General features: G+C 36.1%; 17 protein-coding genes and 1 tRNA gene. 10 read left to right on the top strand and 8 right to left on the bottom strand.

Annotated elements, in window-relative coordinates; genetic code table 11:
• Window positions 1–69: 69 nt before the first annotated feature.
• From G6053_RS13800 to G6053_RS13780, 5 genes are all read left to right on the top strand, one after another.
• Window positions 70–561, top strand: coding sequence for a transcriptional repressor (locus G6053_RS13800; RefSeq protein ID WP_104381932.1), 492 nt, complete (start codon window positions 70–72; stop codon window positions 559–561).
• A 130-nt stretch (window positions 562–691) separates the two neighbouring features.
• Entirely contained in the window at window positions 692–1,969 is a 1,278-nt protein-coding gene (locus G6053_RS13795) for an adenylosuccinate synthase (RefSeq protein ID WP_104381933.1), read from the top strand.
• A 3-nt stretch (window positions 1,970–1,972) separates the two neighbouring features.
• Window positions 1,973–3,262 carry an anthranilate synthase component I family protein gene (locus tag G6053_RS13790; protein ID WP_165306803.1) on the top strand — a complete coding sequence of 430 codons (1,290 nt, stop codon included), beginning with the start codon at window positions 1,973–1,975 and terminating at the stop codon, window positions 3,260–3,262.
• Between the two features lie 66 nt (window positions 3,263–3,328).
• Entirely contained in the window at window positions 3,329–3,988 is a 660-nt protein-coding gene (locus tag G6053_RS13785; protein ID WP_206531941.1) for a TatD family hydrolase, read from the top strand.
• A complete protein-coding gene (locus G6053_RS13780) occupies window positions 3,985–4,710 on the top strand; it encodes a tRNA threonylcarbamoyladenosine dehydratase (RefSeq protein ID WP_108634298.1) in 726 nt (241 codons plus the stop codon). Before G6053_RS13785 ends, G6053_RS13780 begins: the two co-directional genes overlap by 4 nt.
• A gap of 86 nt (window positions 4,711–4,796) precedes the next feature.
• Here the strand turns inward: G6053_RS13780 and G6053_RS13775 are convergent, their stop codons facing one another.
• Both G6053_RS13775 and G6053_RS13770 read right to left on the bottom strand, forming a co-directional pair.
• Window positions 4,797–5,309 carry a BON domain-containing protein gene (locus tag G6053_RS13775; protein WP_165306801.1) on the bottom strand — a complete coding sequence of 171 codons (513 nt, stop codon included), beginning with the start codon at window positions 5,307–5,309 and terminating at the stop codon, window positions 4,797–4,799.
• A 74-nt stretch (window positions 5,310–5,383) separates the two neighbouring features.
• Window positions 5,384–5,854, bottom strand: a complete 471-nt coding sequence (locus tag G6053_RS13770) for a hypothetical protein (protein ID WP_108634300.1) — start codon at window positions 5,852–5,854, stop codon at window positions 5,384–5,386.
• 144 nt (window positions 5,855–5,998) lie between these two features.
• Between G6053_RS13770 and G6053_RS13765 the strand changes: the two genes are divergently transcribed.
• Both G6053_RS13765 and G6053_RS13760 read left to right on the top strand, forming a co-directional pair.
• Window positions 5,999–6,086 (top strand) — tRNA-Ser (locus G6053_RS13765).
• A 373-nt stretch (window positions 6,087–6,459) separates the two neighbouring features.
• Complete coding sequence (locus G6053_RS13760) at window positions 6,460–7,479, top strand: toll/interleukin-1 receptor domain-containing protein (protein WP_165306800.1); 1,020 nt, start codon at window positions 6,460–6,462, stop codon at window positions 7,477–7,479.
• 90 nt (window positions 7,480–7,569) lie between these two features.
• Here the strand turns inward: G6053_RS13760 and G6053_RS13755 are convergent, their stop codons facing one another.
• Window positions 7,570–7,809 (bottom strand): hypothetical protein, encoded by a 240-nt coding sequence (locus G6053_RS13755; protein ID WP_108634460.1) that lies wholly within the window; start codon window positions 7,807–7,809, stop codon window positions 7,570–7,572.
• 485 nt (window positions 7,810–8,294) lie between these two features.
• Between G6053_RS13755 and G6053_RS13750 the strand changes: the two genes are divergently transcribed.
• The 3 genes from G6053_RS13750 (at window position 8,295) to G6053_RS13740 (ending at window position 10,925) form a co-directional block, all read left to right on the top strand.
• Window positions 8,295–8,876 (top strand): hypothetical protein, encoded by a 582-nt coding sequence (locus G6053_RS13750; RefSeq protein ID WP_165306799.1) that lies wholly within the window; start codon window positions 8,295–8,297, stop codon window positions 8,874–8,876.
• Window positions 8,877–8,945: 69 nt separating this feature from the next.
• Window positions 8,946–9,821, top strand: a complete 876-nt coding sequence (locus G6053_RS13745) for a hypothetical protein (protein ID WP_165306798.1) — start codon at window positions 8,946–8,948, stop codon at window positions 9,819–9,821.
• A 72-nt stretch (window positions 9,822–9,893) separates the two neighbouring features.
• Window positions 9,894–10,925, top strand: a complete 1,032-nt coding sequence (locus G6053_RS13740; protein ID WP_165306797.1) for a restriction endonuclease — start codon at window positions 9,894–9,896, stop codon at window positions 10,923–10,925.
• A 119-nt stretch (window positions 10,926–11,044) separates the two neighbouring features.
• On the opposite strand, the gene G6053_RS13735 is transcribed toward G6053_RS13740, so the two are convergent.
• The 5 genes from G6053_RS13735 to G6053_RS13715 form a co-directional block, all read right to left on the bottom strand.
• Complete coding sequence (locus tag G6053_RS13735) at window positions 11,045–11,635, bottom strand: hypothetical protein (protein ID WP_165306796.1); 591 nt, start codon at window positions 11,633–11,635, stop codon at window positions 11,045–11,047.
• Between the two features lie 9 nt (window positions 11,636–11,644).
• On the bottom strand, window positions 11,645–12,115 hold the full coding sequence (locus G6053_RS13730) for a hypothetical protein (RefSeq protein WP_165306795.1): 471 nt from the start codon (window positions 12,113–12,115) through the stop codon (window positions 11,645–11,647).
• 374 nt (window positions 12,116–12,489) lie between these two features.
• Window positions 12,490–12,690: a hypothetical protein gene (locus G6053_RS13725; RefSeq protein ID WP_165306794.1), complete on the bottom strand. Its 201-nt coding sequence runs from the start codon at window positions 12,688–12,690 to the stop codon at window positions 12,490–12,492.
• Window positions 12,691–12,709: 19 nt separating this feature from the next.
• A complete protein-coding gene (locus G6053_RS13720) occupies window positions 12,710–13,171 on the bottom strand; it encodes a JAB domain-containing protein (RefSeq protein WP_165306793.1) in 462 nt (153 codons plus the stop codon).
• Window positions 13,172–13,774: 603 nt separating this feature from the next.
• Window positions 13,775–15,607, bottom strand: a complete 1,833-nt coding sequence (locus G6053_RS13715) for a hypothetical protein (protein ID WP_165306792.1) — start codon at window positions 15,605–15,607, stop codon at window positions 13,775–13,777.
• Between the last annotated feature and the right edge of the window lie 45 nt (window positions 15,608–15,652).

Below are 15,652 nucleotides of genomic sequence, written 5' to 3'. Positions count from 1 at the left end.
ATATCACAATTTAGAAATACTATCAAATGTCAATCTAAATTGGTAAATTTGTACAAGAATATTTTTACTATGAATCAAGCTGAAAATTTTGCAACTGTAAAAAAAATCTTTGAAGCATACTTAGAAAATAAAAATCTAAGAAAAACTCCGGAGCGTTATGCTATCTTGGAAGAGATTTATTCACGTACTGATCACTTTGATGTTGAGTCTTTGTATATCCATATGAAGAACAAAAAATACCGTGTCAGCCGTGCTACAGTTTATAATACCCTCGAACTTTTGGTTTCTTGTGACTTGGTTACCAAACACCAGTTTGGCCGCAATATGGCTCAATTTGAAAAATCCTATGGCTTCAAGCAGCACGACCACGTGATTTGTATTGAATGCAATAAGGTTGTAGAATTTTGCGACCCACGTATCAACCAGATCCAAAGCCTCATGGGGGATTTATTGAAGTTTGACATCAAGCACCATTCTTTAAATTTATACGGTGTATGTCAAGATTGTCAAGAAAAAAATAAAAAAGAAGAAACCGTAGCTCAGGAAGCTATTTCAAATTAATCTTATATTTTTGTTAAATATAATAGTACATTTGTTCAGGAATGTTCAGGAGAAAAATTCCTGAACATTTTTATTTTTTTAATGAGTCTATTTTTATTAATAACATTTTAATTACTATACTTTAAAAGCTATGCAAGTTGATGTGCTTTTGGGCTTACAATGGGGTGACGAGGGTAAAGGTAAAATCGTAGACGTATTTTGTCCAAAATACGATTTAATCGCTCGTTTCCAAGGCGGCCCTAACGCCGGACACACGTTGGAATTTGATAACAAAAAATTCGTGCTCAACACAATTCCATCTGGTATCTTCAATGAAGGTACACTAAATCTTATTGGTAATGGTGTCGTTATCGATCCGATTATCCTAAAAAGAGAATTAGACAACCTTAAGACAGCTGGTTTTGATCCGGTGGGTAAAGGCAATTTGGTATTAGCACGCAAAGCACACCTTATTTTGCCGACACACCAATTATTGGATGCTGCTTCGGAATCGAAAATGGGCGCCGGCAAGATCGGATCTACATTGAAGGGTATCGGTCCGACCTATATGGACAAAACTGGTAGAAATGGCTTACGTGTAGGTGATACGACCCTTCCCGACTTTCAGGAGCGTTACCAAAAGTTGAAAGAAAAGCACTTGAACATTCTTTCTCACTATGGTGAAATTCCTGATTTCAGTGAAAAAGAGCAAGCATTCCTGGCTGCGATTGAATTCATTAAAACCATTCCGCATGTCGATTCAGAGCATTTGGTCAATCAATATCTGAAAGAAGGCAAACGCGTATTGGCTGAAGGTGCCCAAGGTACTCTTTTGGATGTCGATTTCGGTTCTTACCCTTTTGTGACTTCATCCAACACGACAACTGCTGGAGCTTGTACAGGTCTTGGTATCGCACCGAACAAAATCGGTAAAGTATACGGCATTTTTAAAGCCTATGCAACACGTGTGGGTGGAGGCCCCTTCCCTACTGAACTTCATGATGAGACAGGAGAAAAACTACGTCAATTGGGTCATGAATTCGGTGCTACAACGGGACGTGCACGCCGTACAGGATGGATTGATATTCCGGCACTGAAATATGCAATCATGCTCAATGGTGTAACGGACCTTATCATGATGAAAGCTGATGTATTGGATACTTTTGACAAGATCTACGCATGTACACATTATAACTACAATGGTGAAGTGATTGATTATATGCCGTACGAGATTATCACACATCAGGCAGAGCCAATCTTGGAAGAAATCCAAGGGTGGAAACAAGATTTGACAGGTATCACATCTGAGGCTGAGATTCCTGAGGCATTAAGTAACTATATTTCTTATTTGGAGAAAGCGCTCGAAGTTCCGATCACGATTTTATCAGTAGGTCCGGATCGTAAACAAACATTGGCTTTATCAAAGTAAAATATGCGGATCGAAAGTTTTGATCTTCTCGATTCTAAAGATAAATTTCATCAGAAAGCCCTGCACTGGTCGGGGCAATTTGATGAAATTTCTTTCTTTAATAGCAATGGGTCGCCAGACCAATGGGGAAGATTTGAGAGCATGCTGGCGGTGAAGGCCTTACATTCTTTTTGTGCAGATGAAAATGTACTCGATCAATTACAGCAATTCTTATTGCAACATCCGTGCGATGTTATTCCGGGATTTCTATCCTATGACCTCAAGAATGAGATTGAAGAATTACAGACCAGCACAACGGATAAGCTTGGCTTTCCATCAGCCTATTTTTTTGTCCCGGCGATTACGATAAGCATCAGCGGTATGCAGGTGCGCATCCAAGCCGACGATCCAGTTGCCGTGTATCAATCCATCTGTGAGACGACAGCTCCGCAAGCTAAAGCTGCACTAGATCTGCACGTACGCTCACGGTGGACAAAAGGAGAATACTTTGATGCCTTTGATAAAGTGCAGCAACATATCCAACGTGGTGACATATACGAGGTAAATCTCTGTCAGGAGTTCTTCGCAGAAAATGCAGATATTTCTCCGATTGAGGTCTATCTAAAATTGAATGCAGTTTCACCTACCCCATTCAGTAATTTTTTTAAAGTTGGACCTCATTTTATTATGAGCGCTTCTCCAGAGCGTTTTTTGACCAAGAGAAAAGGCCGTTTAATCTCTCAACCCATCAAAGGCACAGCTAAAAGAGGCATCACTGAGCACGAAGACCGGGATATTATCAATCGTATGCTCCAGTCGCAGAAAGAGATCGCCGAAAATGTAATGATCGTAGATCTTGTTCGTAATGATTTAACACGGAGCGCGCTTCCCGGAACAGTTGAAGCCACACGTCTATTTGAAATCCAGTCTTTTAAACAAGTACATCAGATGATATCTACAATCAGCTGCATACAGGATCCCAACGTGTCCAATATGGACGTCTTTAGACATACATTTCCTGCTGGCTCGATGACGGGGGCACCCAAAATTGCTGCCATGCGCATTTGTGATCAGATTGAAGGCTCCAAAAGAGGGATTTACGCAGGTTCGGTAGGCTATTTTGATACTATTCGTGATGAATTTGATTTTAACGTCGTCATCCGTTCCCTCCTGTACAATCAACGCGAAAAATACCTGTCCTTTCATACCGGCGGAGCCCTTACCAACCAAGCATTGGCGGAGCAAGAATATCAGGAATGTCTTTTAAAGGCTTCCGCAATCTTGCAGGCACTCAACAGCAAGTTGGAGCAATAAAACTATACTAAATTTATAGAGAATATTTTTTGCTTCAACTATTTTTTCGACCTTTGTCCTTTGACAATGCAGGTTCCCTATATCGACATACATACACATCGGCTTGATATGATACAGGACGGTTTCAACCGATCTGTTATAAATATAGCATTGAACCATAATGAGACTATCATTGACGGAGACTGCTCTATCGGCTTACATCCATGGTACATCAACAGCAATACGGAAAAAGTGTTAGAATTGATGCAAACAATGATACAAAGAACGAATGTTGTGGCAATAGGCGAATGCGGTCTGGACAAAAATAGCGCTATTCCTTTCGAAAAACAGCAACAGGTTTTTGAGCAACAGATTCTCTTGGCCATTGCTTTTCAGAAGCCGCTGATTATTCACTGTGTTCGTGCCTTTCAGGAAGTTTTGGCATCTTTGGTAAAAGCTAAATTTCATTTACCGGTTATCTTCCATGGCTATCGCAAGAATTGGACTTTGGCCAAACAGCTTATGGATAAAGGGTATTACCTTTCGATCGGTGTCCATTGTTTGGATGGCAGCCAGGACGAAGTCGTAAGAAATATCCCCCTTACACATTTATTTTTAGAAACAGATACCTATACAGCAACAGAAGTTGCCACCCTATATCAATATGTCGCCCGAGTCCGATCTATTCCAGTAGAGATGTTAAAGCAGGCATTATATCATAATTATAAGATTGTATTAAAAAAATGAAAGATTTAAGTTGGCTGTCACGCACCGAGGCACTGGTCGGTAGGACAGCTTTGGAAAAATTAGCGAATTCACACGTGATGGTTCTGGGCCTGGGCGGTGTGGGTTCCTTTGCGGCTGAATTTATCTGCCGTGCGGGGGTCGGTAAAATGACCATAATAGATGGTGATACTGTAGACCCCTCCAACAGAAATAGGCAGCTACCGGCTCTTGCAACGAACCATGGTGAAGCGAAAGCTGAAATCATGAGACAGCGCCTTTTAGCCATTAATCCAGAATTGGAATTGACCGTGATCCAAGACTTTATTATCCCTGAAAAAATTCCGGCTTTATTGGAAATGGCGCCCGACTATTGTGTGGAAGCCATCGATAGTATTACACCGAAGTTATTCTTCATCAGGCTGGCACTGGATGCAAAAATGCCATTTGTAAGTTCAATGGGTGCAGGTGGCAAAGTTGACCCGACAAAAATTGAGATCGCAGATATTAGCAAGTCTTATAATTGCAAACTGGCTCAACATATTCGTAAGAAGTTGCGTAAACATGGTATCCGTGAAGGTGTTAAAGTTGCCTTTTCAACTGAGCTTCCGGATAAAAGCTCCTTGCTATATACCGATGGGAGTAATTTTAAAAAGTCAGCCTACGGAACAATGTCCTATCTACCCGCAGCATTTGGAGGTGCCATTGCCTCAGTCGCTATTCGGGATTTGATGGAAAATGTTTAAATTAGGGGTAAATAAACATATGCACAATAGTAAAAGCTACCCATCTGTTGATGCGTAGCTTTTATATTTCCATTGAAATGCGAAAACTAACGACTGGTAACTCCTTTCATATCAACACCTTTAGGCTTAATATGTTCCAATCTTTTCTTTAGGGAATCCATTCGTGTTTTTTCAATATTACCTGTTACAATAATAATTCCTTCCTTTACCTGTGCTGTAATGGTCGGAAAATCTTCCAGTACCCGATTGACATCTCTAGTGATCGTGGAATCGACCGCTCCCTCAACTATTTCATGATATTTTTCACGCGCATCTTCAGGTTCAGGAAGATTGACCATGATATTATTGTGGATGGATTTAACATCTTCACCTCCCGCGGCCTTTGTTTTCTCTTCAACCACTTGCTTTAATGAATCCGATCCTAATTGCCCGTTCAATGTAACATTACCCTCTTCTACATCCACTGCTATGCCCTGGTTATCTATTAAAGCTTCTTCAATTTTTGACTTTAGCTTATCATCGGATTCTGGTGACCGGCAAGAGTGAACAAAAGGTAAAACACCGAATGAAAATATCAAAAGTAATCTGTTTAATTTCATCGTATCGTTTTATTTTCGTTCATAGTGAAAACAATTATGAAGGCATATTGTTTAGCTTTCTTCTTTTTCGGCAATTAATAAAGCTCCAATATGGTCTGATTTAATCTGTTAAACAGAAAACTCTCTCCTATTTTTCTACCAAGGAGCAACTGCCCTATAGGCGATGCCGCTGAAATGACAAAAACATTATTATCGCCGATTTTTATTGCACCAATACTTGTGGCGATAAAATAAAGTCCCACATTTGTTTTGACAAGGCTTCCCAATTTAACAAAATCAGTTTTATCACCCACCGCTGACGTAATATTCGTGAGCTGTAATAAATCTTTATTCGCCTCAACAAGCTGCCCTTGATACCGATTGATGTCTTGCTGGATCATTTCCCTTGAGGTTTCATACTTATCTCCGGCGCTACTTTTCGTATCATCATTACTCGAATCCCTAGCTGTTTCCAATGCCGATTCGATCATTGCGATCCGGTCATTTGTTCGCTCGAGGGCAACTTCCAAAATATTCTTTTTTATGTTTAAATAAGTATTTGTCATACTGAAAAATAAGAAATATGTTTTATTCAAAAAAATATAAAAACAATGCGCTTATGATCAATAGCATAGGAAAAATCGTTCTTAAAAAAAGCTGCTTGGTATTGCAATAACGCAAAAAATTACTACATTTGTGCACTGAAACACGGAAAGGTGTCAGAGTGGTCGAATGAGCAGTCCTGGAAAGACTGTATACGGGATGACTGTATCGAGGGTTCGAATCCCTCCCTTTCCGCCGAACGAAGAGCAACTGTAAAAAGTTGCTCTTTTGCGTTTAAAGGCACTTTTCTCTTCTTCATATGATATAAATTTTGATTAAATATACGGCTTTTGGCAGAGTTTTGACAGAGTTTAATTTTATTTTTAAAACTAAATGTTAATGAATATCAATCAGTTAAATTTTTAATGTGTATTTATTTTAAACAATGGATGTAGTACGGGCACTGTAATACTTCATGACGTCGTTAATCTATGGTTATCTTTTATGATTCATATGTGTCCTGAGAATATTAATCGAGATTAACAAACTATTTGTATATTTATGGTATTGCCATCGTATAAAAATTAACTTATTAAGAATTAAAACAAACTTCAATACCATAATACAAATGAATATATTTATTTCTCATTCTTCTAAAAACTCAAAATATGGACAAGCTATCGTAGATTTGCTAGTCTCAATAGGTGTTAGTAGTGATCAAATAATTTTCACTAGCAATGATGCATTTGGAATACCCTCAGGACAAAATATATTCAATTGGCTAAAAACTAAAATCACGGAAAAACCACACGTGATTTACTTATTATCCCCTGAATACTATAAAAGCATAGCATGCTTAAATGAAATGGGTGCCGCATGGATAGTCGAAAATGAACATACTATAATTTTTACTCCTGGATTTTCTCCTTCAAGCTCTGAATTTCAAAGTGGCGCACTTGACCCTAGAGAAATAGGATTTATGATTAATAATCATGATAGAATAACAGGTTTTGTCGAATCTTTAAGATTAAATTTTCCTATATCAAAACAAGCCATTTTTGTTAGCCAAAAGATAAGAGAATTTGTGAAGGAAATTGATCTGATCTCTTCCAGTAATCCTGTATCTAAAGAGAGCAGTCCAAATGAATCAAGAAAAGTGCTTAATGCTGGGAATCAAAGCTCAATAACTTTGAATTTAAATTCCAATCAGATAGAAAATTTGTCAAACTCAAGTTCCAGCCATTTAGATAAATTTCTTAAAGATTTACAAGAAGGTCGGCTGAAGAATGAAGAGATTCTAATTTTGCGTTATGCAATTGATACAGCGAGGTTCAATCTTGGGGTAGGTTGGAAAACCACTGGGGAGATTGAAAATATAAAAACTTGGGAGGACGTTAATTCTCTTAACTCAACTCTATCTAATAAATATGATGATCTAATGCGTCGTTTAGGGTTTAAAAAATTGACGGAGGTATCTGAATTGACGAGCAGTAATAATCCTAGAGAAGTTGTGTTCATTCATCCATTAATAGACGTATTATTAGATCCACCGCCTTTCCTAATTGAACAAATCGATAAAGTTTTGAGTGAAAACATACGAAGTTTACCAGTCTGGGATACGCCTGAACAAGAAGATTTACCATTTTAAACAAACGCCAGTAAATGGCCTTACATTTTAAATGTTTAAATTTTATAACCTTAAGAATCTGATTGTAACTCTCGAATTTCTAAGAGAGGTTTATTTTCTCAAATTCTTGAGAATAATCTGATTCTTCATATCCTGTTTTTTCTGCTCTTTTACTTGATCTTTAGACTTAATAGGATTATTAAATAAACATTTATAAATGTCATTGATCTGTTTATTCTGGTTAATAATAATCTCTTGCATAGTGGACATCATATTTTTCAAATCAGAAATCTCATTCCGCAATGCAGAGAGTTCTGATGATTGATCGATATGTTTGTTGTCCGTTCTCATTATAATTATGATACAATGATACGGGTGTTAAAAACCGACAGCTATTACTATTAATTTTTTATATCGCTGGGATCAATCTATATTCGCTCGCCGTCTGCGAGTTGAGCGAAGGTCGCTGAAGAGAAATGCGTTAGCATGATTCAGCGATATATACGAAGTATACGGAAACTGTTGGCGGTATTTTTGACAGCGTGGGACTTAGCCAAAGGCCATTTAAAAAATAGTGCCAACATTGGAGCCTGAGCGATCAGCAGGCGAGCCAAACTCTAAAAGCGGTTGGATTTTGAATGTGCATGAAATGCTTATTCAAAAGACAAAGGAGTTTTTATGACGTGGAGGGATTACTAAGGCATCAAGTATGACGAACTGCAACGCATTAAAAACGAATTTGGATGCAGTCCGATTTCGTTTTTAACTTGGTTTGGCATATCTTTATGCTAGTGATTCCGAAACGGAATGCCATATTTCCAACCTTTATATTAATTATGACTCAAGAGGAAATTAATCAGTTTAGACAAAAGGAATTTGAAGAACTTCTAGCCCGTACAAAAAATATTGAGGGATGGGCGGAGATTTTTGCAGAATCTGGAGCTAGAGACAATAAAAATACTGACGATAGAGTTGCCAAAAATATTTATGTTGAACATTTTTTAATGTCTTCAATAATGGAAGCTTTCATGTTTAGAGAGTCTCTCAACTTAAAGGAATTATATAAGATAGTATTAAGCTCTAAAGTGCCTGAATCTTTTATATGGGATATACCAATTGAAAAACTTAATTTGACTATAATAGAAATGATTAAGCTTGGTTATATGGAAACGTATCAAAAGGAGAAGACAATCGTGCCAATTTTTCAAATAACTGATTTAGGCTTTAAAGTCTTACAAGATAGAACTCTGCAAAACTTGGCTCTCACAAGTTTTTATAGTTATCAATCTCAAAAATTAAATGAGCGAGCGATTGATCTAAGTAAGCGAGCTGTTAATTTGAGTTTGGTAGCAATTTATATATCTGTTCTCTCCGTTATTGTTACGATAATATTAGCAATTGTCTTTACGCCTTCATGAAAGAAAGACTGGAAGCATTATATAATTTCACAATAATAATTGAATACTACTTAAATTTAGACATATATTATGATAAAAGAATTGATCGAAGATCTAACATTCGATAAAATAACAGTAACTCAAGCTTTAACAAGAGCAAAAATTATAGCTTATAAAGTAAAAAATAATGATTTTAAAGATTGGATCTACCATGAAATAAATGGGTATACAGATGGAACTTTACCTTCTTATAGAGTGATTAAATGCGAGGTTTTTGCCGATGTATATCATCCCTTTCGTGGAACAACAACTGTTCCTTTTGATGTAACAAATTTAGATAAAGACCTCAACTCTGAAATGTCATTCTATAAAATGAGAATAACTCAGAGTGTAGGAACTCTAGAATCAAATCTAAATGCATCGCAAGATCAGAATTTTGGATTCGAGCTTTTGCCACAAGGTTTAGTGACAACATTATCCCAAATGAGTGGTGCGGAAAATGAAATTACCGCTGTAAAAAGAAGAATTCAATTTAGTGAATTACGGCATATTTTGGAGTTAACCAAACAGAAACTACTGGATACTCTTTTAGAATTAAATGATGCATTCCCTGATTTTGAAAACTCGTTCTCAAAAGAAGGAAAAGATAGTGAGCAACGGGTTCAAACTATCATAAACCAAAATATTTATGGTAATAATACAAACTCAAATATTGGTATTGGTGAGAATATTGAGCAGAATTTTAATAGCACTAATACGTTTGAAAAACTCTCGAAAGAATTAAAGAATATTGGTGTTGAAGAAACTGACATTGGCGATTTAAAGAAGCTTATAGAAAATGAGCCTAAAGAGAACTTAAGTAAGAAGATATTAGGGTGGGTTGGAAAAATAGCAACTAAAGCTATAGAAAAGGGTGTTGAGCTCCAAGTTCCTTTGTTAATAGAAGTCGTGAATAGGTACATTTAAGCTGTAGCTTACAGAGTTCTTATTATGTATAAGCTATTAAATTTATTGTTCACATACAAAGGTTAAATTCTAATGAGTAAAGGAAAGCAATATGAGCTGTTAGTTGAGAGGCTATTTAAACAGCTTGCACCAAATGCTGAAATCAAACAGGATGATTACATTCTTGGTAAAAATTCAAATACTAAGAGGCAGATTGATGTATCTATCAGATTTCAGAATATGGGCATATCATATTTAACAATTATTCAAGCTAAAGATTATTCACGACCAGCGGATATAAAAGTAGTAGATGAGTTTAAATCTGTTATTGAAGATACGCTAGCTAATAAAGGAATATTAATTTGCAATAAAGGGTTTACAAAGAAAGCCAAGGAATATGGGAAAAAAGTCGGTATAGAACTACTTTCAATACATGAAGCTTCTGATAAGAATTGGCAGACTTTAGTATATATCAGAATTAAAAAGACCATTTATAAAATAAAACTTGATGCAGAGCTAGGGGTCGGCTGGTACAATAATACAGGTAAGACAGCGACATTACAACCTGATCATCCTCCGATCTTTTCCATTAACATGAAAGATCTATTTAGCACACCAGAATTATTCAGGCAAGAAGTGTTAAATAAGAATTTATGGGCTGAAATAATTAAAGGAGTAGACATCACTATTGATTTAAAGAAAATAAGTGCATATGTATTTATGCATGATCGGTTTCTTGATCCAATAGTTGGAAAGCTCACCTATAAGTATCTGAGAACAGAATCTAAAAATCTATTGGTGGAACCAGACAATTACTTATATCAGGTAGACCACATTACAGGAGAAGGCAAGTTACATAATCTGATATTAACACCAACGAAGTTTGATGAAATAGTTAATCCACATTTCAAGTCTGAGGAATACTTTGACCAAACTGAGCCACACTTCGAGTTCATAACCATTGAAATCATTAATAATGGATACTTTAGCTTTTATTTAAGTAATGTTCAATTCGAAATTGATGGGCCAAATTTACCAGACGACAACCCAAATATGCAACGAATCAACAGGTATTCTGAAATAGGAAATATGATTAAACAAGGGGTACTACGGAGCAATACATAATATTTAATAAATAAATACATGATCAATTGTAACTAAATCCCACTCACGAAACCCTCCAAATTTTCAGTGAGTGGGATGTTTAGATAGATGTAGGATGTGATTCTATTCTTGAAGCGAGGTCATTTTAATAGCTGTTGCACTGTTTTTCCTATAGGGTCATAAAGCTCTCCGTCGGTGAACTCGTAGTTTCCAGAGAATTTGTCGAGTGTCAATGATGCTTGATACATTTTATCGCCTGGTACATAAGAGTACCCATTATATACTCTTTTCTTGACACGGAAAACATATTCAACTTTGCACCCTAAATTATCTGATAAATGCCTAGAAATTCGTTCTATTATGTGAAATTGGTTTCTATCCAAGAACTCTATAGCTTTAAGTTCAGCTAGTTCAATATTACAATTGTCATGTTGCTTTTCAATCTGCTCTAGACGCTCTTTTTCTTCTTGCATTTGTATTAATCTTCGCTCATTGTTTGCTTTAGCAATTAATTGATTCCGAGATCGCTGATACCTAAAGTAAAAAAGTATACTAAGGATTACTAATCCCAATATTAGGTGCTGCAATCCATTAGTTTTCTGTTCGAAAATCAACACAACAATACCTCCAAAAGTCCATAGAAAACCAATGCACAAGGCAATTATCCCGATCCAATGTAATTCTTTGAGATCGATGTTTGAAACAATCTCCGAAAAGCCTATATTTTCCATTACTGCTTTTTATTTATAAAAGTTATCTAAAGCTGGCCCCCACACAATCTTAGAATTTGGGGTATAAAATAGTTGACCACTTCTTAATTCATACACGGGTTGACTAACTTCTGTATTTTCGTGATAGGTTTTGCCGTTATAGTCGGAGATAGTGAACTTCACTTTAAATTCCTTTCTTTCTTTAGATGATGTAAACATCGGATTCATATTGTTCAAGTAAAAGGTGATAGCTACTGCATTTTTAGGTATGTCAAAATATTTAGATTCCCCTTGACCTAAACTAAAAGAGCTTTCTTTAAAATGATTTTGATTCTCGTCCATAAAGGAAAATTCTCCGAGCACTTTTATGTCAAGGTTTTCGACCTTAACTCTAAGCTGTTTTTTTTCCATAATTTGTTGCTCCTGTTCCTTTTTACAGGAAACGATCGAAAGGCTAAGTACAATGATTAATAATGGGGCTAACCAAATAAATTTTTTCATAAAATCTAATAGAGTCTTGGAACCGATCTGTCCCTATTCGGTTGGTTAATAATAAAAAAGCGTGGGACGTAACCTAGAGCTGAATTGCTGAGAGAGGTACCTAGGAGAACCCTGCACAAACAAAACAGATAGGCACGTCCCACGCTAATATATAGCGTAGAACGTCACCTTATCCGCTCTTGTTGTGCAATTGAAAATTTCCTAGGTTTTCTCTTTCACAAGAACATTAAGCTAACGCTTTATTTCTTCAATATGTCTTTGTGCAAATATATTCAATAAACCGTTATCAATCCAGTAAAAACGAAAAGAATCCTTCACATCAAGCGGAAACCGCCAGTAGTTTCAAGCGAAGATGTTATGGATTCTCCTGTCTATTACGATCGTTTCAATAGAGCGTTTATCGTCAGCACAATGAACCCAATTGTAAATACGGCCAACATAACAATAAAGATAAATGACAATACAGCACTGATTACTTTTATAACGATCTGCATAGCAACAGCAAATGCTGTGATCGCTAATGCCCATCCAATTATAGATATTACCAGCGATCCAAATGATCTTGTAGTTTTCATAATCATATATTTTAAATGGTTAGAAGTCTCCGTTATCTTTCATACTGAGGTATGAATGTGAAGTGAGGATAATATGATCGCAAACTTCAATGTCCAGAACTTTGCCTGCTTCCAAAGCCTTATTCGTAACCAGACGGTCAGCCGAGCTTGGAATAAGTTTGCCTGATGGATGATTATGTGCTAAGATAATTTTGCTTGCAGAAGCTGTTAGTGCAATAGAGAAGATAACACGCATATCCACCATAACTGCGCCTTTCCCTCCCATTGCAATATTAACTATACCCAAAACATGATTAGCGTTGTTCAGGAGTATGATTTTAAACTCTTCCAAAAATTGCATTATTCCTGTGTCCCATTGCGATAATAGCAATTTATAGGCATCTGATGATTTTGTAATAATTGGTCGTTCTGAGAGCTTAAAATCGGGTAAATATTGGATTTTAATCTCTGATACTTTAAAGATTTCAAATGGTTTTTCCATGACATAAAAAGTTTGTTAATAAAATGAATCTGCTCAGGATAGTTGGAGGGGGATCGTTGATGGATAGGCTGTACTTTCCTGAATATATAGACCTAGGCACTATCAGAAATTCATATTTTAAAAAATTATATAATTTATTAAAATCAAAAATTTTCGGACAGAAAAGTCATTGCAATGTCACCGAAGGGTTTAAATTGAACTTGTCGGAGATTAGTTTTGATGACATTTCTATTGGTTAAAGATATATTTCATTAAATCAGTAGGTTACCCCGTGTGTGGGCTAAATTGCACTATCTAGAAGTGCTCCGTAGGAGCACTATGATCAAATAGATAAAGATGCGCGAGGATCGGGGAAATTTTAGGCAGTTATGGTAGTTTTTATAAATGTCGGGATATTTGGAGTACATCAACATGCGCTGATATTTTCTTTAAATTTGCATTTGTACTTTACAAAACTTTTACCATTTAAAAGAACGTCTCAAAAGTTGTTAAAAGGGTAATTGGCTTCACCTATTATTTTAGATGGGTAAAATTTGGCAAAATTTCAGACAGGTTTCCGATACAATATATTATATACCGAAAATCTGTCTGAAACTATTTGGGTTAAAATAGCTTCTCAAGTAGTAGATGCCCTTTTACCGACTTCCCATTTAGCCTTCTTTCTGTACGTCTGCTCATTACGAACAGCTTTTGCAAAAACTTCTTGTATTGAACCGTCGAAAATTTTAAATCATATTTTGATATAAGATACTCTGCAACACTTTTTAAATGCCCCTCGGAATAAAAGGTATTTAATTCTAAACTCAATTCAGCTTCTTTGTGCAAGTCAAAATTTGAATAAAAACCTTTAGTCTGCCTATGAAGCAATATTTCTCTTGATATCTTCGATTTGCTCGTGCCTATTTTAATTAGCTTATCTTTTCCCAGCAATTCATATGCTTGAATTATATCGGGATATTCCCTTTGTAGCTCGGCTTCGATTTCCTCCTTAAAAATGGTTATTGTTGAACTTTCTGCTTTCTCAATCGCTTTAACGACATCTTTAACAATATCATTGAACTTCTTTTTAAAGCGTGATAAATATCCATTTTTCTCATCAGAATGGAATGTAACGACCTTTGGATTGAAATAGTGATGCAACATGTTTTCCTTCTTGAATGCTTCAACCCAATTATTTACATAAGCATAAATTGCAGTGAGTTTATTCTTGTAACGAAAATTGTCAATCATATAGTGGTTTTCGATGTCCTCAGTCCTCATAAATTTATCATATGGTAGCGTCTGTAGAACCTCCGTGATCACATCTTGATCGGTTTCAAATATTGAAATATCTTTTCTGTCTTTTATAACGTTATAGGCATACTTGTTGAATTTGAGATATTCGTTAACCTCACATTCCGTTCTGTAGAAATTTCTATTTGTATGATTTGAAATACAGGTCAACGTTTTGAGATCGATATTCCGAAATCTTCCTTTGATCTGAACCACGTCAGTACTGGGATTAACCATAGTATGTGGAAATCGTAAAACGTCTGACAAAATAATTATATGTGGGGACTTCTTGACTTCAATATCAATAGCCGTATAGAATCGGGATGTAAGAAAGTTAATTTTATTTAACTTGTTAAAGTCCATTTCCGTGAAGATATGTTCCAAATGGGAAGTTCCTTTTTTTATCTTACCCCGTGAGGTGGATGAGCAGAAAATTGAATACCCACTCTTCAACTTCAATTTTTCGATGGCTGTTAAAATCCCTCGGACAGAGTCAAAGAAAACAAATATTGGAGCATCATCTTTAAGCGCTTTAATTTCATTGTACTTTTTTTTAAATGCCTGTACAGGATTATTTGTTGCGATAAGTTCCACGTCAACTGAAAAATCAAACTTTGGATTGATAATAATGTGCTCAAAATTATGTTTCACAAATCGTGGATCACTGGGCTCGATTGCCGTCGCCGATATTATCGCCTTATTTTCAAACGAGAAGAAATGCCACATAGGATCACTTATGCTTTTCCTATAGTGAGAATCCACTATCATCTTGTCACATTCGTCTATAAGCAGAAAATAGTCTTTATACATGTCAATGTCTAACAATTCCATAACATCAACGATCACATGAAACGATTCGGGTGTCGTCATCAACTTTTTAACTTTGATCTCATCATTCGTTAAATAATTTATGATCGTTTCCTTTCGTACTCTATTTTTGACGGCCATGATGTCAACCACACCCTTATGCGCTTTTACTTTCCCTAATATGGCGGGGACATTTGGCACAACAATAATTGCATTCCGAAATGCGTTTAATAATTCCATGGTCGTTGCGCCAATACCCGTTAAACCTTTGTCGATCAATTTGTCGCTCGGAATTTGAGCAAACAGGTCTTTTAGCCACTGGCCTTTATGTAGGTCAATGTATTTTTTTCTTAACATTTGTTTGATTTGATTTAGGGAAGGGAGATGGCGCCTTTCTCTCTT

The organism is Sphingobacterium sp. DR205, from assembly GCF_011064245.1.
Lineage (GTDB): Bacteria > Bacteroidota > Bacteroidia > Sphingobacteriales > Sphingobacteriaceae > Sphingobacterium > Sphingobacterium athyrii.
The sequence above is the reverse complement of the archived record's forward strand: the minus strand, read 5'-3'. Positions and strand labels throughout refer to the sequence as shown.

Coding starts and splice junctions, on each gene's coding strand:
- G6053_RS13800 (WP_104381932.1), top strand. CDS start 70: ATGAATCAAGCTGAAAATTTTGCAACTGTAAAAAAAATCTTTGAAGCA.
- G6053_RS13795 (WP_104381933.1), top strand. CDS start 692: ATGCAAGTTGATGTGCTTTTGGGCTTACAATGGGGTGACGAGGGTAAA.
- G6053_RS13790 (WP_165306803.1), top strand. CDS start 1,973: ATGCGGATCGAAAGTTTTGATCTTCTCGATTCTAAAGATAAATTTCAT.
- G6053_RS13785 (WP_206531941.1), top strand. CDS start 3,329: ATGCAGGTTCCCTATATCGACATACATACACATCGGCTTGATATGATA.
- G6053_RS13780 (WP_108634298.1), top strand. CDS start 3,985: ATGAAAGATTTAAGTTGGCTGTCACGCACCGAGGCACTGGTCGGTAGG.
- G6053_RS13775 (WP_165306801.1), bottom strand. CDS start 5,309: ATGAAATTAAACAGATTACTTTTGATATTTTCATTCGGTGTTTTACCT.
- G6053_RS13770 (WP_108634300.1), bottom strand. CDS start 5,854: ATGACAAATACTTATTTAAACATAAAAAAGAATATTTTGGAAGTTGCC.
- G6053_RS13760 (WP_165306800.1), top strand. CDS start 6,460: ATGAATATATTTATTTCTCATTCTTCTAAAAACTCAAAATATGGACAA.
- G6053_RS13755 (WP_108634460.1), bottom strand. CDS start 7,809: ATGAGAACGGACAACAAACATATCGATCAATCATCAGAACTCTCTGCA.
- G6053_RS13750 (WP_165306799.1), top strand. CDS start 8,295: ATGACTCAAGAGGAAATTAATCAGTTTAGACAAAAGGAATTTGAAGAA.
- G6053_RS13745 (WP_165306798.1), top strand. CDS start 8,946: ATGATAAAAGAATTGATCGAAGATCTAACATTCGATAAAATAACAGTA.
- G6053_RS13740 (WP_165306797.1), top strand. CDS start 9,894: ATGAGTAAAGGAAAGCAATATGAGCTGTTAGTTGAGAGGCTATTTAAA.
- G6053_RS13735 (WP_165306796.1), bottom strand. CDS start 11,635: ATGGAAAATATAGGCTTTTCGGAGATTGTTTCAAACATCGATCTCAAA.
- G6053_RS13730 (WP_165306795.1), bottom strand. CDS start 12,115: ATGAAAAAATTTATTTGGTTAGCCCCATTATTAATCATTGTACTTAGC.
- G6053_RS13725 (WP_165306794.1), bottom strand. CDS start 12,690: ATGAAAACTACAAGATCATTTGGATCGCTGGTAATATCTATAATTGGA.
- G6053_RS13720 (WP_165306793.1), bottom strand. CDS start 13,171: ATGGAAAAACCATTTGAAATCTTTAAAGTATCAGAGATTAAAATCCAA.
- G6053_RS13715 (WP_165306792.1), bottom strand. CDS start 15,607: ATGTTAAGAAAAAAATACATTGACCTACATAAAGGCCAGTGGCTAAAA.